Source organism: Streptomyces odontotermitis (assembly GCF_050510915.1).
Lineage (GTDB): Bacteria > Actinomycetota > Actinomycetes > Streptomycetales > Streptomycetaceae > Streptomyces.
The window spans coordinates 541,022-560,164 of record NZ_JBNJLS010000002.1 but is presented as its reverse complement, the minus strand read 5'-3'; the positions used below and the strand labels follow the sequence as shown (position 1 = coordinate 560,164).

At 71.9% G+C, this 19,143-nt stretch carries 14 protein-coding genes; 7 read left to right on the top strand and 7 right to left on the bottom strand.

What is annotated here, in order from left to right; genetic code table 11:
- Positions 1-99 precede the first annotated feature (99 nt).
- Both ACQB60_RS08645 and ACQB60_RS08640 read right to left on the bottom strand, forming a co-directional pair.
- Positions 100-741 carry a DedA family protein gene (locus tag ACQB60_RS08645; protein WP_496925237.1) on the bottom strand — a complete coding sequence of 214 codons (642 nt, stop codon included), beginning with the start codon at positions 739-741 and terminating at the stop codon, positions 100-102.
- A complete protein-coding gene (locus tag ACQB60_RS08640) occupies positions 738-1,511 on the bottom strand; it encodes an MBL fold metallo-hydrolase (protein ID WP_496925236.1) in 774 nt (257 codons plus the stop codon). Before ACQB60_RS08640 ends, ACQB60_RS08645 begins: the two co-directional genes overlap by 4 nt.
- Positions 1,512-1,608: 97 nt before the next feature.
- Between ACQB60_RS08640 and ACQB60_RS08635 the strand changes: the two genes are divergently transcribed.
- The 3 genes from ACQB60_RS08635 to ACQB60_RS08625 all read left to right on the top strand — a co-directional run bounded on the left by ACQB60_RS08635 (position 1,609) and on the right by ACQB60_RS08625 (position 5,872).
- Entirely contained in the window at positions 1,609-2,040 is a 432-nt protein-coding gene (locus ACQB60_RS08635) for a hypothetical protein (RefSeq protein ID WP_496925235.1), read from the top strand.
- Between the two features lie 169 nt (positions 2,041-2,209).
- Positions 2,210-4,372: a phage holin family protein gene (locus ACQB60_RS08630; RefSeq protein WP_496925234.1), complete on the top strand. Its 2,163-nt coding sequence runs from the start codon at positions 2,210-2,212 to the stop codon at positions 4,370-4,372.
- 81 nt (positions 4,373-4,453) lie between these two features.
- Positions 4,454-5,872, top strand: a complete 1,419-nt coding sequence (locus ACQB60_RS08625; protein ID WP_496925233.1) for an amino acid permease — start codon at positions 4,454-4,456, stop codon at positions 5,870-5,872.
- Here ACQB60_RS08625 and ACQB60_RS08620 read toward each other — a convergent pair whose 3' ends face one another.
- Both ACQB60_RS08620 and ACQB60_RS08615 read right to left on the bottom strand, forming a co-directional pair.
- Positions 5,873-7,498: a DUF6345 domain-containing protein gene (locus tag ACQB60_RS08620; RefSeq protein ID WP_496925232.1), complete on the bottom strand. Its 1,626-nt coding sequence runs from the start codon at positions 7,496-7,498 to the stop codon at positions 5,873-5,875.
- A 178-nt stretch (positions 7,499-7,676) separates the two neighbouring features.
- Entirely contained in the window at positions 7,677-10,502 is a 2,826-nt protein-coding gene (locus ACQB60_RS08615; RefSeq protein ID WP_496925231.1) for an ABC transporter substrate-binding protein, read from the bottom strand.
- Positions 10,503-10,688: 186 nt separating this feature from the next.
- Between ACQB60_RS08615 and ACQB60_RS08610 the strand changes: the two genes are divergently transcribed.
- The 4 genes from ACQB60_RS08610 to dnaK all read left to right on the top strand — a co-directional run bounded on the left by ACQB60_RS08610 (position 10,689) and on the right by dnaK (position 16,153).
- Positions 10,689-11,750: an ATP-binding protein gene (locus ACQB60_RS08610; RefSeq protein ID WP_496925230.1), complete on the top strand. Its 1,062-nt coding sequence runs from the start codon at positions 10,689-10,691 to the stop codon at positions 11,748-11,750.
- On the top strand, positions 11,747-13,585 hold the full coding sequence (locus tag ACQB60_RS08605) for a vWA domain-containing protein (RefSeq protein WP_496925229.1): 1,839 nt from the start codon (positions 11,747-11,749) through the stop codon (positions 13,583-13,585). Before ACQB60_RS08610 ends, ACQB60_RS08605 begins: the two co-directional genes overlap by 4 nt.
- A 120-nt stretch (positions 13,586-13,705) precedes the next feature.
- Positions 13,706-14,131 (top strand): OsmC family peroxiredoxin, encoded by a 426-nt coding sequence (locus ACQB60_RS08600; RefSeq protein WP_496925228.1) that lies wholly within the window; start codon positions 13,706-13,708, stop codon positions 14,129-14,131.
- A gap of 147 nt (positions 14,132-14,278) precedes the next feature.
- On the top strand, positions 14,279-16,153 hold the full coding sequence (dnaK, locus tag ACQB60_RS08595; RefSeq protein ID WP_496925227.1) for a molecular chaperone DnaK: 1,875 nt from the start codon (positions 14,279-14,281) through the stop codon (positions 16,151-16,153).
- 1 nt (position 16,154) lies between these two features.
- Here the strand turns inward: dnaK and narI are convergent, their stop codons facing one another.
- The 3 genes from narI to narH all read right to left on the bottom strand — a co-directional run bounded on the left by narI (position 16,155) and on the right by narH (position 19,143).
- Positions 16,155-16,880 (bottom strand): respiratory nitrate reductase subunit gamma, encoded by a 726-nt coding sequence (narI, locus tag ACQB60_RS08590; RefSeq protein ID WP_496925226.1) that lies wholly within the window; start codon positions 16,878-16,880, stop codon positions 16,155-16,157.
- Positions 16,877-17,452, bottom strand: a complete 576-nt coding sequence (narJ, locus tag ACQB60_RS08585; RefSeq protein WP_496925648.1) for a nitrate reductase molybdenum cofactor assembly chaperone — start codon at positions 17,450-17,452, stop codon at positions 16,877-16,879. The genes narI and narJ overlap by 4 nt, the downstream gene beginning before the upstream one ends.
- A gap of 83 nt (positions 17,453-17,535) precedes the next feature.
- Complete coding sequence (gene narH, locus ACQB60_RS08580) at positions 17,536-19,143, bottom strand: nitrate reductase subunit beta (protein ID WP_496925225.1); 1,608 nt, start codon at positions 19,141-19,143, stop codon at positions 17,536-17,538.

Here is a 19,143-nt window from a genome sequence, read left to right as displayed (position 1 = left end):
CAGCCTATTTGCCGATCTTTGACCATCTGTGCGCTGATGGCCCCATCTGTGTGGGACGTTGGTCACGCAAGATCCCCTGCGCTCGCGAGGGGACGGGGCTCACGCCGTCGACGAAGACCTCCGCACCCGCCGCCACACCGTCGGCGCCGCGCTGATCAGCACCGTCAGGCCGACCGCCAGCGCCACGCCCTCCCACGGCTCCTTGAACAGGGAGCCGCCGAGGATGCCGATCAGCTGGTACGTCACCGCCCAGGCCAGGCACGCGGGGACGTCGCCGCGGGCGAACCGGCGCAGGGGCATGCGGGCCATCAGGCACGCCAGCATCACCGGGATCCGGCCCGCGGGGACGAGCCGGGACAGGACAAGGACCAGCACGCCGTGGTCGCGCAGTTTGTCCTGGGCCTGGGTGAGGCGCTCCTCGGGGGCCCGGTCGCGGATCGCCGACAGCCAGCGGCTGCCGTTCTTCGAGCGCATGCCGCGCTGCCCCAGCCAGTACAGGGCGACGTCCCCGAGGAACGCGGCGAGAGCCGCCACCCCGAAGACCAGGAGCAGCGCGAACGGCGCCGTCTGGTGGAAGGCCACCACCGCGGCCGAGCTCACCAGGGCGCCCGTCGGCACCACCGGCACCAGCGCGCCGATGAAGACGAGCAGGAAGAGGGAGGGGTAGCCGACCGCCTGTTGGGTCGACTCCGGCGGCACCGAGTGCGTCGCCGCATGGGCCGCGGCCGCGGCAGTGATCATCGGGCGGCCTCCGGCCGTACGCTCTCGCCGTGGTCGAGGCGGTGCACGGCCACGTCCGGCGCGAGCTGTGCCGCCCGGCGCACGAACTCGTCGCCCGGCGTGTGGAACTCGTGCGGCCGCACCGCGTCCATGCCGATCGGCCAGTACGTGCCGTAGTGCACCGGCACCGCGCTGCGCGGCCGCAGCCGGGCCAGCGCCTCGGCGGCCCGCCCCGCGTCGAGGTGCCCGGTCCCCAGATACGGGCCCCAGCCGCCGACCGGCAGCAGCGCCACATCGACCTCGCCCACCCAGTCGGCCATCTCGTCGAAGAGCCCGGTGTCCCCGGCGAAGTACGTGCGCGCCTCACCGCTGACGACGTAGCCGAGGGCGGGGGCGCGGTGCGGCCCTATCGGCAGCCGGCGGCCGTCGTGCAGCGCGGGCACCACCCGGACGGTCAGCGGCCCCTCGCGGACCTCGTCCCCCGGCACCACCTCGGTCAGGCGCAGCCCGCGCAGCCGGCGCAGTCCCGGCACCGCGCGGGGCGCGCCGCGCGGCACCAGTACGCGGGTGCCGGGCGCGAGCCGGGCCAGCGACGGCAGGTGCAGGTGGTCGGCGTGCAGATGCGAGACGAGCACGAGGTCGGCCACGGCCGCCGCGGGCGGCGGCAGCGCACCGCGGCGCCGGTGCAGATGTGCCAGGCGCCCGGCGAAGAGAGGGTCGGTGAGGACCCGGGCGCCCGAGTCCTCGACCGTGCAGGTGGCATGACCCCACCACGTGACCTCCACCGGCACCCGGTTCCTCCTTCGCGAGACTGTCTCCGAGCCTACGGCCAGGAGTAGGGTCTTCGGCTGACACCGGAGGTCCGAAGCCAGAGGTGAGGGGGAGGTCATGAGAGACACCGCACGGGCCGCGGCCCCGCCCGCGGTGCGGGTCACGGCGATCGCCAGTCTGACGCCCCTGGAGGAGCTGGAGGCGGACCCGTTCCTCGTCGACTCGCGCAGCCAGCACGCGATGTGCGCCCAGTGGGCCGCCGCGCGCGGCTTCGTCGTCACCCAGGAACTCGTCGTACGGGGCCTGCGGTTCGACCACGCCGCGCTGTGGGCCGACGTCGAGGCGGGCCTCGTCGACCTCTTCGTGGTCCCCAGCCGCCGCGTCCTGGAGCGCGCGCTGAGCAACGCGGACGCGTTCACGGCCGAGTGCGCGAGACGCGGGGTCCGGGTGGAGACGGCGGGTCTTGCCGAGCCTTCGTACGACAGCGAGATGAAGGCCCACGTCCACCGCCGCCTGTCCATGCCGACGGCGGGATACGACGGCCGCTGATCAGCTCGACCCGCGCGTTCATCAGCCCGTCCGGCGTTCGAGGACGAGGCGCGAAGCGCCGATGCGGGGGTCCGGGGGCGGCAGCCCCCGGTAGGGCGCCCCACCCACGAGCGGGCGTATGACAGGCTGGGTGCCCCGATTCGTCCAGTTCCCCGGAGGGTAGGCGCACGTGGCCGCAGGCCGTTGGCGACGGGTGGGCAGCACCCTGTGGAGGGTCATCGCCGTCTGGGCGGTCAGCACCCTGACCATGCTCGCGCTCGCCGGGATCCTGCCCGACTTCAAGCTCCAGTCGGACGACGGCGACAGCGCGACCCGCGTGGCGATCACCGCCGCGTCCGGCGCCGGAGCCTTCGGTCTGCTCTCCGCCGTGGTGTGGCCGCTGCTCGTCCGGGCGCTGCTCCTGGTGCCCGCCCTGGTCCTCGGCCTGCTCGCGTTCTTCCTCAACGGATCGCTGCTGCTGCTCGCCCTGAGCCTCATCCCGGACGGGCGGGGGGAGGCCAACGCGCAGACCGCCGTCGTGGTCGCCGCCGTCATGTCGGCGGTCGCGTCGGCGACCGGTGCCGCCCTCGCGGTGCGGGACGACGACGCCTACCGGCGCCGCCTGTACCGGCTCGCCGACCGCCGAAGACGCCGTGACGAGGTGAGCGAGGGCCCCGTCACGCCCGGCACCGTCTTCCTCCAGCTCGACGGCGTCGGCCACGACGTGCTGCGCGCGGCCGTCGACAAGGGGCTGATGCCGACCGTCGCGCACTGGCTCGGCGCGGGCACCGAGGACCCCACCCACCGGCTCACCCCCTGGCGCACCGACTGGTCCAGCCAGACCGGCGCCAGCCAGCTCGGCATCCTGCACGGCTCGAACTTCGACGTGCCCGCCTTCCGCTGGTACGAGAAGGACACCGGCGAGGTCATGGTCTCCAACCGGCCCGCCTCCGCCGCCGAGCTGCAGCGCCGCGCCATCGAGCGCACCGGCGACGGCGGCCTGCTCACCGTCGACGGCGCCAGCCGCGGAAACCTCTTCAGCGGCGGCGCCGAACAGCTCGCCCTCGTCCTGTCGATCGCCGCCCGCCGGGGCAGGGAGAACCGCTCGCGCGCCGGGTACTTCGCCTACTTCCGCGACCCCGCCAACGCGGTGCGCACCGCCCTGTCCTTCGTCGCCGAGGTCGGCCGGGAGATCGGCGAGTCCACCCGGGCGCGGTTCCAGCGGCGCCGTCCGCGGGTGGGCCGGGGCGGGCTCTACCCCTTCATCCGGGCCTTCGCGACCGTCGTCGAGCGCGACGTGGTGGTCGCCGCGGTCATCGGGGACATGCTCGCCGGGCGCAGCGCGGTCTACGCGGACCTCGTCGCGTACGACGAAGTGGCGCACCACTCCGGCCCCCGCTCCCGCGACGCCGAGAAGGTCCTGGCCCGCCTCGACCGCTCCCTCGCGCTGCTCGCCAAGGTCGCCGAACACGCCCCGCGCGCCTACCGGATCGTGCTCCTGTCCGACCACGGGCAGAGCCCCGGCGAGACCTTCCAGGCGCGGTACGGGCTCACGCTGGAGGACCTCGTCAAGGCGGGCTGCGGCCTGCCCGTGCCGCGCAAGGCGCAGCGCACCCACAGCGGCGCCGAGGCGCGTGCGGCGGTGCGGGCCGCGCTGCGCAGGCCCGTCGAGGAGGGCGCGGGCGAGCACCGGCCCGCGCGCCGCGCCGAGCCGGTCGTGCTCGCCTCCGGCAACCTCGGACTGGTCTCCTTCGGCGACGTCCCGCACCGCATGACGCGCGAGGAGATCGACCGCCGCCACCCGGCGCTGCTCCCGACGCTCGCCAACCACCCGGGCATCGGCTTCCTCCTCGTACGCAGTGCGGAGCGCGGCCCCGTCGTGCTGGGCGCGCGCGGCGCCGAGGTCCATCTCGACGAGGAGCCGCGGGAGCCCGCGGACCCCGGGCCGCTCGCGGACTTCGGGCCGGGCGCCGCCGACGCGGTGCGCCGCACGGACGGCTTCCCGCACGTCGCCGACATCATGGTCAACTCCTGGTACGACCCGGACGAGGGCGAAGTGCTCGCCTTCGAGGAGCAGATCGGCTCGCACGGCGGGCTCGGCGGCGCCCAGTCCCACCCCTTCCTGCTCTCCCCGCTCACCCTCCGGCCGCCGGTGGCCGACGGGGCCGAAGGGGGCGAAGGGGGCGAACTGGTGGGTGCGGAGCGGGTGCACGAGGTGCTGCGGGGGTGGCTCGGCGAGGAGCAGGGGCCGCAGGTTCCCGAGGAGGAGCCGCCGGAGCATTGCCGTCCCGAAGTCCCCGACGGTGGAGCTTTTGCGGCCGCCGAGCGTGCCGCGCAGGACAAAACACACTGATTTGGCGGACTCTTATGCGTACCTGACGATGGGCCTTCGTCCGGCGATCCCGGGCCCCAGGAACGACGAGAGGCACCACCCATGCACGACACCGGAACCGAACCGCAGTCGGCTCCGGCCTCCGGGCAGGACGCCTCCGGGCAGGACCCCTCCGGGCAGGACCCCTCCGGGCAGGACAGCAAGCACGCCCGCCGCTTCGGCCTCCCGATCGCCACCTGCCTGGTCATGGGCAACATCATCGGCGGCGGCATCTTCCTGCTCCCGGCCTCCGTCGCCCCGTTCGGCACCGTCAGCCTCGTCGCGTTCGCGGTCCTCACCGCCGGGGCCATCGCCCTCGCCCTCGTCTTCGGCCGCCTCGCCCAGCGCGACCCGCGCACCGGCGGGCCGTACGTGTACGCGCGCGAGGCGTTCGGCGACTTCGCGGGGTTCCTCGCCGCGTGGGCCTACTGGATCACCACGTGGGTGTCGAACGCGGCCCTCGCCGTCGCCGCCGTCGGGTACTTGAACGTCCTGATCCCCGTCAACGACCACAAGTGGTCGGCCTGCGTCGCCGCCCTCGTGCTCCAACTCCTGCCCGCGCTCGCCAACTTCGCCGGCACGCGGTACGTGGGCGCGGTCCAACTCGTCGCCACCGTCCTGAAGTTCCTGCCGCTGCTTCTCGTGGCCGTCGGCGGGCTCTTCTTCTTCGACAGCGCGAACCTCGGGCCGTTCCAGGCCACGGACGACTCCGCGATCGGCGCCGTCTCCGCGTCCGCCGCGATCCTGCTCTTCTCCTACCTGGGCGTCGAGTCCGCCGCCGTCAGCGCGGGCGAGGTCCGCGACCCGCGCCGCAACGTCGGCCGCGCCACCATCCTCGGCACCCTCGGCGCCGCCCTCGTCTACCTGCTCGGCACCCTCGCCGTCTTCGGCACCGTCGCCCACGACAAGCTGGTGGCCTCCACCGCGCCGTTCTCGGACGCCGTGAACGTCATGTTCGGCGGGTCCTGGGGCGGCACCGCCGTCGCCCTGGCCGCCCTCGTGTCCATGGTGGGCGCCCTCAACGGCTGGACGCTGCTGAGCGCCCAGACGCCGTACGCCGCCGCCAAGGACGGCCTCTTCCCGAGCGCCTTCGCCAAGAAGCAGCGCGGCGTGCCCACCATCGGCGTCGCCGTCACCGTCGTGCTCGCCTCGCTCCTGACGGTCTACAACTACACGGCGGGCTCCGGCGGCGTCTTCGAGTCCCTCGTCCTGATCACCACGTTCACGGCGACCGTGCCCTATCTGCTCGCCACCGCCGCGCAGATCTACTTCCTGGTCTCCGGGCAGGGCGAGCGCGTCAACCGCTCCCGGCTGGTGCGCGACGGCATCCTCGCGGGCGTCGCGTTCGCCTTCTCCATGTGGCTGGTCGCGGGCTCCGGCTACGCGGCGGTCTACCAGGGCGTGCTGTTCCTCTTCGTGGGCGTCCTCGTGTACGCGTGGATGGCGGCCCGCAAGCAGCGGACCGCCACCGTCACCGGCTAGCTACCGTGCCAGGGGAGCCACGACCCAGCGCTGGGTCTTGAACATCCCGTCCGCCGGGCCGATCTCGACGAGCTTGCGGGCGGCGAGGTACGCCTCGTTGCCCTGCATCTCGTAGCCGACCTGGAAGGTGCCGGGCACCTCGCGGACCTCGGGCTCGGCCTGCGCGGCGGCGCTCCGTCCGGGCTCGTCCGCGGTGACCGCGGCCAGCCGGGCCAGCATCCGCTGCTGCGCGTTGTCCAGGGCGCGGCGCGGGTCGCTCTCCTGCACGGCCGGCCGGGCGCCCTGGGAGGGCTCGGGCGCGACGCTCGCGTGCGGGGCGCGGGTGACGCCGGTCGCCTTGCGCGTGGAGATCTGCGCCTGGACGACGGTGGCGTCGTTGTCCAGACCCACCCGGATCAGGCCGCGGTCCGGGGAGATCACCGGCACCCCGTTGAAGACCTGACGGAACGTCACATGGGTCTGGAGCGAGACCGGTTCGCCGATCTCCGCGCCGTCCTTCGTGCCGGAGTTCTGCATCAGGTCGTGCACGCTCTCGACCGCGAGCTCCGCGCCCTCGGCGTACCGCTCGGCGAACTCGCGGGCGGCCTCGACCGCGCGGTCGGTGGGCAGCTGCGTGATGTTGCGGTGGTTGGGCTCGGCGAGCTGCACCCAGCGGATGCCGTGCGGCGCCGTGGAGATGACCCGGTCGCCGGAGGAGGTGCTGAGCACGCCCTGCCGCTCGACCTGCACCTCCTGGAGGGCCGCCGAGGGGAACCCGGTGATGCGGCCGAGCGTGCTGAGCTCCTCGCTCGGGTCGCGCGGGGCCAGCTGGATGACCTGCTGCTCGCCGGGCAGCTGGGTCAGCGGGTCGGTGAGCGTGGCGCGGGCGTAGTACCAGCGCCAGGCGTACCAGTTGTCGGAGACGTGGTCGCGGTAGAAGTTCCGCTCGGTGTTGAGGCGGTTGGTGGCCTCGGCCTGGGTCGCGCCCACGGCCGCCACGGAGGGCGCCTGGCCGTGGTAGATGTCCCAGCTCGCGTTGAGCCACGCGTCGCAGAACGTCTGTCCGGCCCGCCACTTCTCCCAGAACTTCTTGCCGTAGTCCGGGCTGTCGATGCTCGTCGTCTCGAAGCCGAAGATCATCCGGAAGCCGATGTTGGGACCGCCCCACGTACGGATGGGGGAGTGCCCGTCGAGGACGCGCAGCGAGTTGCAGGTGGACCAGAAGATGTAGTTGACCTTCTCGTTGCCCAGCGACATCCGGTTGGAGATCGCGTCGCTGCGGCCGTCCCAGACCGCGCCGAGTGGCGCGAAGAAGACGCCGTTGCCGTCCATGCCGCCGTGCCCGGAGTGGTACACGGCGCACACCGCGTCCATCCCGTAGCGGTCCTGCCAGTTGTCGTACGTCTCCTCGTACGCCCACACCTGCGCGCCGCCGTCCGCGAACCAGAAGTTGCGGTCGTAGAACTGCTGGAGGTACGCCAGCCAGCCGGTGGCGTCCTCGTGCGTGTGGTAGAGAGTCGCCTGGTTGACGAACTTCTGGATGCTGAAAGCCCCCCACCAGCCGAACGTCGAGTCGCGGTCACCGGCTGCTCCGGGTTTCTCCAGTTGAAGCGGAGACGGACCCCGGTCCGCGTAATTCATGCGCATGGCCTAACCCCCTGCGATGGACTTCTCACCCCTGGCTCTCCCTGGGGTGAGAGGGGCCTCAAAGTGTCACCGCGACGGGTGCTTGGACAGGTGGCATTCCGGACATCTGGCGTGCGCAACGGGCATATCGTGGGCCTCTGGTGTCCCGGTGGAGGGCGCATCCGGGGTGGTACGGCGGTCACTTGAGATAGACGCCGGTGGGGTCGATGTGCCCGAACGGCGCGTGGTACTTGACCCCGCCCACGGCCGAGCCCCAGAGCGCGAAGAGGCGGGGGCAGTAGACGGGCACCTGCGGGATCTGTCCGGTGAGGATCTGCCGCCCCAACTTGGCCCAGGCGTCCGTTGATTCGATCAGCCCCGGCGCCTTGTGCGCCGCGTCGATCCCGTCGTCCACCTCGGTGGACTCCAGGTGGGCGTAGTTCACGCCGCCGTCGGCCACCGACGCGCTGGCGAACAGCGGCTCCACCGTGTTGGACCCCGAGGGCCACTCCGAGTTCCAGCCCGTGACGTAGAGGTCGAACTCGTTGTCCAGCGCCCCGATGGTGTCGTAGTACCTGTCGAACGGGATCTCGTGCAGGGTCACCCTGAACCCGGCCTTCTCCAGGGCCTGTTCGACCGCCGGTGCCGCTGCCCGGTTCTCGCGCAGGTCGTTATAGGCATAGACGATCTTCTGGCCCAGCGCCCCGGCCTCCTTCAACAGGGCCCGGGCCCGCTCCGGTTCGCCTTCCGGATCGGCCTTCTTCCGGAACGGATCGGAGTTCTGGTAGCCCTGCACGGGCGGGCTGAACAGCGAGCCGGTGACCTCGCCCTGGGTCGTGCCGCCGACCGCCCGCAGATAGCGGCCGGAGGGGAAAGCTCGGGCGAGGGCTTCGCGGACCCGCTTGTCCCTGATCCGGTCCGTGTTGATGGTGGCGGCGAAGAGGCCCGGCTGCGTCCGGTTCAGCGAACGGCCCATCGCCGCCTTGTTCTTGAGGACCTTGGCGGCCAGCTCCGCCGGGACGCTGTTGGACCAGGTCATGCTCGTGCGGTCGGCGCCGTCGGCGAGCAGCCTCCGGGTGGACTCCGCCGGGTCCACGCCGTAGCGCACCCGGAACCCGTCCACGTACTGGTGGCGCACGGCGTCCGTGCGCGGGTCCCACTCCTTGTTCCGTACGAGGTCGAGGCTCCGGCCCGGCCGCAGCCCCCGGACCCGGTAGGGGCCCGAGGCCACGGGAGCCCTGCCGTACGCCTTCTTGGTGTCCTTCTCCGGGGGTACCGGTGCGGAGGTCGGCAGGGCGAGCACGAAGGGGAGTTCACCGCGCGGGCGGTCGAAGTGGAAGACGACGGTGCGGTCGTCAGGGGTCTCCAGGACAGTGTCGGGAAGGTGGTCGCCCCGGTAGGGGCCGTCCGGCAGCGCCTCGCGGAATTGGTCGCCGGAGAGCCACTGCTGCAGATGGGCCGGGCCGTCGGCGATGAAAGCGGCGTAGCGGCGCTCGATGCCGTGCCGGACGTCCTTCGACGTGATCGCCGAGCCGTCCTCGAACGTGAGGCCCTTCTTGAGGGTGTACGTCCATGTCCGGCCGCCGTCCGAGGACGTGCCCGTGTCGGTGGCGAGGTCGCCGACCAGGGTGAGGCGGCCGGACTCGCCCTCCGTCTTGTACGTGGTGAGCGTGCGGCTGAGCAGGGTCTGCGTCGTCTGCTCGTCGACCAGGAAGGACTGGCCCGGGTCGAACTGTGTGAGGGGCTGGCGCTGCAGCACCTGCACTGTGCCGCCCTTGCGCGCGCCGGGCACTTCCTTGGCGGGGCCGGTGGAGTCCGCGGCGGAGCCGATCGCGACCGCGCGCTCCGGGCCGTCGGCGGAACTGCCGGAGCCCTTGTCCCCGGAGCTCCCGGTGCCGCCGTCCCGGCCGTCCCCGCCGCTTCCGTCGCCGCCGATGCCGGGCAGGAGGATCGCCGCGGCCGTGATGACGCCCGCGCTGAGCGCGGAAGCCAGGGCGACCGTCAACGGGCGCCGCATCAGGCGGCGTCGGGAGGTGCCGACAGGAGCGAGGGCCGCGCGGTCCCGGGCGGCTCCCGCGTCGCGCAGCGTCGGGGTCGGGGGCGCGAGCGGGGCGAGCCGGATCGTCCGGTCCGGCCGCAGGAGGTCCGCCGCGTCCGGGGAGCGGCCCGCCGCCACCGCCGAGAGGACCGGCTCAGCCCGCTCCGCCGAGAGCCGCCGGACCGGGTCCTTGTCGAGCAGGCCCATGATGACCGTGCCGAGCGCGGGGACGGCCGTCCCTGGCGGCTCCGGGTCCTGGAGCAGGGGAGCGGCGAACAGGGCCGCCGGGTCGTCCGCGTGGTACGGATGACGGCCGGTCGCGGCGTAGTAGAGCGTGACCCCGAGCGAGAACAGGTCGGACGTCGCCGATGGCTCCGCGCCGCGGACCCGCTCCGGGGCGAGGAACCCGGGCGTGCCGATGATGCCCTGCGTGATGCGCGGCAGACCGGAGCTGGGGCGCAGCGAGATCCCGTAGTCGGTGAGGGTGATCCTGCCGCGCGGGCGACCCGACTCGTCCGGCGCGAGAAGGATGTTGGCCGGTTTCACATCCCGGTGCAGGATGTCCAGGCGGTGCCCGGCCGTCAGGGCCTTGAGCACGGCGGCGCCGATCCCCGCGACCTCCGCGTCCGGCAGCGGCCCGCTCTCCCGGACCACCGACTCCAGGTCGGCCGCCCCGGTGACGTACTCCATGACGATCCACGGCAGCCCGTCGTGCTCGATCACGTCCAGCACGCTGGCCACGTGCGGATGGTGGCTCAGGCGCGCGGCGTGCTCGGCCTCGACGCGGGCTCGCGCGATCCGCTCGGCCCGCTCCTGCTCGCTCAGGCCGTGCGGCACCTCGATCGCCTTGAGCGCGGCCTGGCGGCCGAGTGCCTCGTCGTCCGCGAGCCAGACGCTGCCCATGCCGCCGCTGCCGAGCCGCCGGCGCAGCCGGTACCGGCCGATGCTGCCGCTGCCGCTGCCGCTGGCCTGGTTGTTCCCCGGCATCCCCAATTCCCCCGCGTCGAAGCCTGGTTGCTGGCCGCATCGAGCAGCGCGGCGTCCAGGATGGCAGGTCGTCCCGGAAGTCACCCCGAAAAATGGGCTGCGCCTCGGGTCACACGCGGCACACACTGTCCGTATCGGACATCGCGCCCCTGCGCGCCCCCTCACCCACCATGAAGGAGTCTGCGCGTGCAGGCAGCCGTCAGTGTCACGCCCGCCAGAATTCCCGAGCTGCTGCTCGGGCTCGCCACCGTGCGTCCCGTCTTCCTCTGGGGCGCGCCCGGCATCGGAAAGTCCTCGCTGGTGCGGAAGTTCGCGGAGTCGCTCGGGCTCGAGTGCGTCAGTCTGCTCGGGACGCAGCTCGCGCCCGAGGACCTCATCGGGGTGCCGCAGATCCGCGACGGGCGCTCCGTGTTCTGCCCGCCCGAGTCGATCGCCCGCGACGAGCCGTACTGCCTCTTCCTGGACGAGCTGAACGCGGCGACGCCGGACGTGCAGAAGGCGTTCTACTCGCTCATCCTCGACCGGCGGATCGGGAACTACGAGCTGCCCGAGGGGTCGATCGTGATCGGCGCCGGAAACCGTGCGACCGACAACGCCCTCGCCCGGCCCATCGCCTCCGCCCTCGTCAACCGCCTTGCCCACGTGCACCTTTCGGCCTCGGCGACGGACTGGCTCGGCTGGGCGGCGGGCGCGGGGATCCACCCGTGGGTCACGGACCATCTCACCGACCGGCCCGACCACCTGTGGTCCAAGCCGCCCAAGACGGAGGAGCCGTTCTCCACGCCCCGCTCCTGGCACATGCTCTCCGACGCGCTGCACTCCTTCGGGCCGACCCTCGACGAGGACACCCTGAAGGTCATCGCCCACGGACTGCTGACGCCGACGCACGCGGTCGCCTTCTGCGGGTACGTGAAGATCGTGCGCAGCCAGTTCGGGCTCGACGCCGTCCTCAAGGGCGAGGCGCGCTGGCCGCACCGGCTGGAGGACCGGGATCTGCTCTACTACCTCGCCGAGTCGTTCAGGGGGCGGCTCGCCAAGGAGCTGCCCGCCGCCAAGGAGCACGCGTCCCCTGCCGTGCGGCAGACCGCCTATCGCGCCAAGTCGCTGCTCGTGCAGCTCGCCGAGATATCCGTCGAGGTCGCCCAGACCGTCATCGCCGACGACGTGGACGGCAATCCGCTGCTGCCCGCGTGGTTCCTGGTCGAGGCCGCCCGTGACATGCCCCGCCTCGTCGAGGCCCGCCGATGAGCCGCGTACGGCGGAAGGGCGGGAAAGGAGACGGGGGGAAGGGAGACGGCGGGAAGGGGGAAGGGCGGCTCGATCCGGCAACCGAGGCGTATCTCAAGGGACTTGAGCTCGTGCGGCGCAATCCCGCCCTCGATTCGTTGGACGCCGACTTCTGCCGCAGCGGCTGCGGGGTGGCACCCGCGCACGGGTACGCCCTCGTCGACTCGGACGGGTGCGTGCACGTGCACCCGACCCGGCGGGCCGAACCCGCCGAGTGGGCCTGGGCGTTGGCGCACTGCCTGCTGCACCTCGGCTTCGGCCACGTCCCCGCCGCCAAGGGAGCAAGGACCCAGCCCGACCGGTACGAGCTGGCCGCGCGCTGCGTCGTCGTCCACCGCTTCCAGCAGACCTTTCCCGTGGGGCGGGCGCCCGACCACCTGCCCGCCGTCTTCCCCGGCGGGGACGAGGAGCAGCTCGCCGCCCGCTGGCGGCGCGACGGCATCCCGCCCGAGTACGAGCACTGCGGCGCCGGCGGCCCCACGCCCGACCAGGTCCTGGAGCCGTGGCCCGCCTGGTACGGCCCCGTCAAGGACTGGCAGTCGGTCTTCGCGCACGCGCTGACCCGCACCGTCTCCGCCGCGATGGACGTCGCGGGCGGGCGCCGCGAGGAGCTCAAGGGCGAGCGGGTGCCGACGCGGCCCTGGGAGCGGGCGCTGAACTGGTTCGTGTCCTCCTACCCCCTTCTCGGCGGCATCGCGGCCGGGATGACGGTCGTCGCCGACGCCGAACTCGCCCGCGCCCACGACATCTCCGTCGCCGCGGTGAACGCCGAGGCGGGCGAGATCTACATCAACCCGCTGCGGCGGTACGCGGACGAGGAGTGGCGCTTCATCCTCGCCCACGAGATGCTGCACGCCGCGCTGCGGCACGGGGACCGGCAGGGCGCCCGCGACCCGTACCTGTTCAACGTCGCCGCCGACTACGTGATCAACGGGTGGCTGCGGGAGATGGGTGTCGGCGAGATGCCCGAAGGGCTGCTGTACGACCCGGAGTTGGCGGGGCTCTCGGCCGAGGAGGTCTACGACCGGATCGTCACCGACCAGCGGCGGCAGCGGCGTCTCGCGACGCTGCGGGGGAAGGGGCGCGGGGACGTTCTGGGTGAGCCGCTCGGGCGGCCCGTGGGGGACTACGTGGATCTCGACGAGTTCTACCGGCGCGGCCTCGTGCAGGGCTTCGACCTGCACCACCAGCAGGAGCGCGGCCTGCTCCCCGGCGGACTCGTCGAGGAGATCCGGGCGCTCGCCCACCCGCCGGTGCCATGGGATGCCCGACTTGCCCGCTGGTTCGACGAGTTCGTGCCGAGGCCCGAGCCGCTGCGGACGTACGCCCGCCCCTCACGCCGCCAGGCCGCGAGCCCCGCCATCCCGCGCGCGGGGCGCCACTTCCCGCCCGAGGAGGTCGCCCGCTGCACCTTCGGGGTCGTCCTGGACACCTCAGGCTCGATGGGCCGCACCCTGCTCGGCAAGGCGCTCGGCGCCATCGCCTCGTACGCCGCCGCACGGGACGTACCGGCGGCGCGCGTCGTGTTCTGCGACGCCGCGCCGTTCGACGCCGGCTATGTGCCGGTGACCGAGATCGCGGGCCGGGTGCGGGTGCGCGGCCGGGGCGGCACCGTGCTGCAGCCCGGCATCGACCTGCTCCAGCGCGCCGACGACTTCCCGCCGGGCGCCCCGGTCCTCGTCATCACCGACGGCGCGTGCGACGTGCTGCGGGTGCGGCGCGAGCACGCGTATTTGGTGCCGGAGGGCGCGCGGCTGCCGTTCACGGCGCGAGGGCCGGTGTTCCGGGTGAGGTGAGGTGAGGTGAGGTGCAGTGAGCGGGGCGTGGCCGGTCCTGCACGCGCCCCGCCGCGAGGTGTGGTCGGATGGGTGCTTACGGAACGTTGCTCACCGCACACCACCGAAGGGATCCGCATCGTGGCTACCACGCGCTCCGCGCACACGGTCTGGGAAGGCAGCCTCACCGAGGGCTCCGGCACCGTGACCTTCGACTCCTCCGGCATCGGCCAGCAGCCGGTGTCCTGGCCGTCCCGCGCCGAGCAGGCAAACGGCAAGACCAGCCCCGAGGAGCTCATCGCCGCCGCGCACTCCAGCTGCTTCTCGATGGCCCTCTCGCACGGCCTGACCCAGGCGGGCACCCCGCCCACGAAGCTGGTCACGTCGGCGGACGTCACCTTCCAGCCGGGCACCGGCATCACCGGCATCCACCTCACCGTCGAGGGCACCGTGCCGGGCGTCGAGGAGGCCGCGTTCGTCGAGGCCGCCGAGGGCGCCAAGGCCAACTGCCCGGTCAGCCAGGCCCTTTCGGGGACGACCATCACGCTGTCGGCGAAGCTCGCCTGACGCCGGACCGCCGCACCTCACCGACTGCCGCGCTCCCTTCGAGGGGGCGCGGCAGTCGTGCTGTGCGGTCTTGACAGGAGCCCACTCAAGTTTTGTGCTGGAGACCTGGACAGCGGGGGCGTGGACAACCGGGAGAGGGGACGGGACATGGCTCGTGCGGTCGGGATCGATCTCGGGACGACGAACTCGGTGGTGGCGGTCCTGGAGGGCGGCGAGCCCACCGTCATCGCCAACGCGGAGGGCGCACGCACCACGCCGTCGGTCATCGCCTTCGCCAAGAACGGCGATGTGCTGGTCGGCGAGGTCGCCAAGCGGCAGGCGGTCACCAACGTGGAGCGCACCGCACGGTCCGTCAAACGCCATATGGGCGAGGCCAGTTGGCGCTTCCCCGAGAGCGGTGACGTCGACGGCACCCGCTACACCGCGCAGGAGCTGGCCGCGCGCGTGCTGCAGAAGCTGAAGCGCGACGCCGAGTCCTACCTGGGCGAGGACGTCACCGACGCGGTCGTCACCGTCCCCGCCTACTTCGACGACACCCAGCGGCAGGCCACCAAGGAGGCCGGGGAGATCGCCGGCCTGAAGGTGCTGCGGATCATCAACGAACCGACGGCGGCGGCCCTCGCGTACGGCCTCGACAAGGCCGACGAACAGCTCGTCCTCGTCTTCGACCTGGGCGGCGGCACCTTCGACGTCTCGCTCCTGGAGATGGGCGAGGGCGTCATCGAGGTGAAGGCCACCAACGGCGACACCAAGCTCGGTGGCGACGACTGGGACCAGCGGATCGTCGAGCACCTCGTGCAGCAGTTCAAGAATGCGTACGGGATCGACCTCGCCAAGGACAAGATGGCCCTCCAACGGCTGCGCGAGGGCGCCGAGAAGGCGAAGATCGAGCTGTCCTCGTCCAGCGAGACGGACATCAACCTCCCCTACATCACGGCCTCCGCGGAGGGCCCGCTGCACCTGGCGGAGAAGCTCACCCGGGCCCAGTTCGAGGCGCTCACCGCCGATCTGCTCGACCGCTGCAAGGAGCCCTTCCACCAGGCGGTCCAGGACGCGGGCGTGCAGCTGTCCGCCGTCGACCACGTGATCCTGGTGGGCGGCTCGACGCGGATGCCCGCCGTCACGGAGCTGGTGCGCGAACTCACCGGCAAGGACCCGCACAAGGGCGTCAACCCGGACGAGGTCGTCGCGGTCGGCGCGACGCTCCAGGCGGGCGTGATCCGCGGTGACGTCAAGGACGTCCTGCTGCTCGACGTGACCCCGCTGTCCCTCGGCATCGAGACCAAGGGCGGCATCATGACGAAGCTGATCGAGCGCAACACCACGATCCCCACCCGCCGTTCGGAGACCTTCTCCACGGCGGAGGACAACCAGCCCTCGGTCGGCATCCAGGTCTTCCAGGGCGAGCGCGACATCGCCGCGTACAACAAGAAGCTCGGCGTCTTCGACCTCACGGGCCTGCCGCCCGCCCCGCGCGGCGTCCCGAAGATCGAGGTGACCTTCGACATCGACGCCAACGGCATCATGCACGTCTCGGCGAAGGACGAGGCCACGGGCCGCGAGCAGCGCATGACGGTCACGGGCGGCTCCGCGCTCCCCAAGCAGGACATCGACCGCATGGTCAGGGAGGCCGAGGAGCACGCGGAGGAGGACCGCAAGCGCCGCGAGGCCGCCGAGACGCGCAACCAGGCGGAGCAGCTCGTCTACCAGACGGAGCGGTTCCTGCGCGAGAACGAGGAGCGTGTACCCGCCGACACGAAGACCGAAGTGGAGGCGGCGGCAGCGGAGTTGAAGGCTCTCCTGAAGGACGGCACGGACACGAACGCGATGCGCACGGCGGCGGAGAAGCTCGCGTCGGTCAGCCAGAAGATGGGCCAGGCGATGTACGCGAACGCGCAGTCCGCGCAGTCCGCGGAGCAGCCTCCGCAGGACGCCCCGGCCCAGGAGGACGTCGTGGACGCGGAGATCGTCGACGAGGACAAGGGGGACGGCACCAAGGGCGGGGGAGCGGGGAAGAGCTGACTCAGGACCCCGTCCGCTCCCACCCCCGCCGCGGCGGCCGCGGCCCCATCTGCCGGGGGTCGCGGCTGCGGTACACCACGTACGGCCGGAACAGGTACTGGACCGGGGCGCTGAACATGTGCACGAGGCGGGTGAAGGGGAGCAGGGCGAACAGGGCCATGCCGATGACCGCGTGGATCTGGAACGTGAGCGGGACGCCCACCATGGCGTCCACCTTCGGCTGCAGCGTGAACAGGCTGCGCGCCCACGGGGCGATCGAGTCGCGGTAGTTGTAGCCCTCGTCCAGGCCCGAGTTGGTGAGCTTCGCCCACATGCCCATGATGATCGCCGCGAGCAGGAAGACGTACATCACCTTGTCGTTGGCGGTGGTCGCGCGGAACACGGGCGCGTTGGTGCGGCGCCGGTAGATGAGCATGAGGATGCCGAGCACCGCGAGCGCGCCCGCCGCCGTGCCGCCCCACAAGGAGAGCCGGTGGTAGGCGAGTTCCGTCATGCCGACCTTGTCCGTCCACGACTCGGGGATGAACAGGCCCATGAGATGGCCCACCAGCACGAAGAGGATGCCGTAGTGGAACATCGGTGACGCGATGTTGAGGAGCTTCGACTCGTAGACCTGCGAGGAGCGCGTCGTCCAGCCGAACTTGTCGTAGCGGTAGCGCCAGATGAGGCCCGTGACGAGCAGCACGAAGGCGACGTACGGGAGGGCGCCCCACAGCAGCGTGTTCATGATCGGTCTCCGGTCAGTACGGGCAGCAGCCGGGTGGCGCCGAACGGTTCGAGGCCGACCTCCTCGGTCGGCGGCCCGGAGCGGGCCAGGGCCTGCGCCTCGGCGCGGTCCTTGGGCGAGGGCCCCGGCAGCGTCGTGCAGACCGCCGCGAGGACCGACGCGTAGGGCGTGCCGTGGTCGGTGAGGGCCAGGCGCAGGAGTTCCAGGCCGCTGCGGTGCTCCTCCAGGAGCAGTGGGCCCGCCTGCGCGGAGAACTCCAGGACGGCGGGGAGGAAGTCCGGCAGCTCCTCGCCGGTGAACTCCAGGCCGTGCTCCCGGTAGATCTGCTTGAAGCGGACCAGGGACATCCCGCGCCGCCGCGTGTCGCCGTCCCGCCACCAGCTCAGGTACAGGCTGTGCCGGTTCTTGAAGTCGAAGACCCGCACGTAGTCCTCGGCGAGCTCCTGCGGGGGAGTGGACTCCGCGTAGGAGAGGAAGTCCGCGAGCTGCGGGGCCGCCGCCCGCAGCAGGGGCAGCCGCTCGTGGAACTCCGCGTCGGGGTAGACCAGGCAGATCGCCGCGGCCTGGTACAGGACGGCGTGCGGCGTCGCCGGGGACGCCTCGCGCGCCGAGGACCTGCTCGCCCTGCGCGACCGGCTCTGCTTGCTCGACCTGCTCACGGGCGCTCCTCCACTTCGGGCTCCTTGTCGGCGGTCTGCCGCTCGCGCAGCGCGTGGAAGTTCTCGATCGTGACGAGGGGCAGCTGCTTGCGGCCCGAGTCCTGGCCGAACGGCCCGTCGCCGCCCATGCCGGGGCCGTCCTCGTAGTCGAGGCTGCACGAGTCCGGCAGGGCCGACTCCTCCAGCGCCTTCGCGTCGCCCATCGCGGCCGTCGGGATGACGTAGCGGTCCTCGTACTTGGCGATGGCGAGCAGGTGGTACATCTCCTCGATCTGCGCGGCCGACATGCCCACCGACTCCGCGATGGAACTGTCCGGCCGGTCCCCGAGGTTGATGGCCCGCATGTGCGAGCGCATCGCGGCGAGCTTCTCCAGGGAGGAGCGGACCGGGCCGACGTCCCCGGCCGTGAAGAGCGACGCGAGGTATTCGAGGGGGATGCGCAGGGTGTCGATCGCCCCGAAGAGGTTGTCCGCGTCCTCGCCGTCGTGGCCGGTCTCGGTCAGCGCGTCCACGACCGGGGAGAGCGGCGGGATGTACCAGACCATCGGCATCGTGCGGTACTCCGGGTGCAGCGGGAGCGCCACCTTGTGCTTGCTGATGAGGGCGTGCACGGGGGAGCGGCGGGCCGCCTCGACCCAGTCGTGCGGGATGCCCGCCTTCTCGGCCGCGCGCCGCACCTCCGGGTCGTCCGGGTCGAGGAACACCCCCAACTGCGCGTCGTACAGCTTGTGTTCGTCCGGCTCGGAGGCGGCCTCGGTGACCTTGTCGGCGTCGTACAGGATCACCCCGAGGTAGCGGAGGCGGCCCACGCACGTCTCCGAGCAGACCGTGGGCAGACCCACCTCGACGCGCGGGTAGCACATGGTGCACTTCTCGGCCTTGCCGGTCCTGTGGTTGAAGTAGACCTTCTTGTACGGGCAGCCGGTGACGCACTTGCGCCAGCCGCGGCAGTGGTCCTGGTCGACCAGGACGATGCCGTCCTCCGCGCGCTTGTACATCGCGCCCGAGGGGCAGGAGGCGACGCACGCCGGGTTCAGACAGTGCTCGCAGATCCGCGGCAGATAGAACATGAAGGTCTGCTCGAAGGCGAACTTGACCTTCTCGGCGGCCTGTTCACGGGTCTTGGCCACCATCGGGTCGAGGTCGCCGTGCTCCGGGGCGCCGCCCAGGTTGTCGTCCCAGTTCGACGACCACTCGATCTTCATGGGCTTGCCGGAGATCAGCGAGCGCGGCTTGGCCACCGGGTAGTCGTCGCCCAGCGGGGCGTCGGTGAGGTTCTTGTACTCGTACGTCCAGGGCTCGTAGTAGTCCTTGACCTCGGGCAGCTTCGGGTTCGAGAAGATCTCCAGGAGCGACTTGATGCGGCCGCCCTGCTTGAGCTTCAGGGCGCCCTTCTTGTTGAGCTCCCAGCCGCCCTTCCACTTGTCCTGGTCCTCGTAGCGGCGCGGATAGCCCTGTCCGGGGCGGGTCTCGACGTTGTTGAACCAGACGTACTCCATGCCGTCCCGGTTGGTCCACGCCTGCTTGCACGTGACCGAACAGGTGTGACAGCCGATGCACTTGTCGAGGTTCATCACCATCGCGACTTGAGCCATGACGCGCAT

Bases quoted from the DNA above. Each gene is read 5' to 3' on its own strand.
- ACQB60_RS08645 (WP_496925237.1), bottom strand. From the start codon at position 741: ATGATCACTGCCGCGGCCGCGGCCCATGCGGCGACGCACTCGGTGCCG.
- ACQB60_RS08635 (WP_496925235.1), top strand. From the start codon at position 1,609: ATGAGAGACACCGCACGGGCCGCGGCCCCGCCCGCGGTGCGGGTCACG.
- ACQB60_RS08625 (WP_496925233.1), top strand. From the start codon at position 4,454: ATGCACGACACCGGAACCGAACCGCAGTCGGCTCCGGCCTCCGGGCAG.
- ACQB60_RS08620 (WP_496925232.1), bottom strand. From the start codon at position 7,498: ATGCGCATGAATTACGCGGACCGGGGTCCGTCTCCGCTTCAACTGGAG.
- ACQB60_RS08615 (WP_496925231.1), bottom strand. From the start codon at position 10,502: ATGCCGGGGAACAACCAGGCCAGCGGCAGCGGCAGCGGCAGCATCGGC.
- ACQB60_RS08605 (WP_496925229.1), top strand. From the start codon at position 11,747: ATGAGCCGCGTACGGCGGAAGGGCGGGAAAGGAGACGGGGGGAAGGGA.
- dnaK (WP_496925227.1), top strand. From the start codon at position 14,279: ATGGCTCGTGCGGTCGGGATCGATCTCGGGACGACGAACTCGGTGGTG.
- narI (WP_496925226.1), bottom strand. From the start codon at position 16,880: ATGAACACGCTGCTGTGGGGCGCCCTCCCGTACGTCGCCTTCGTGCTG.
- narH (WP_496925225.1), bottom strand. From the start codon at position 19,143: ATGCGCGTCATGGCTCAAGTCGCGATGGTGATGAACCTCGACAAGTGC.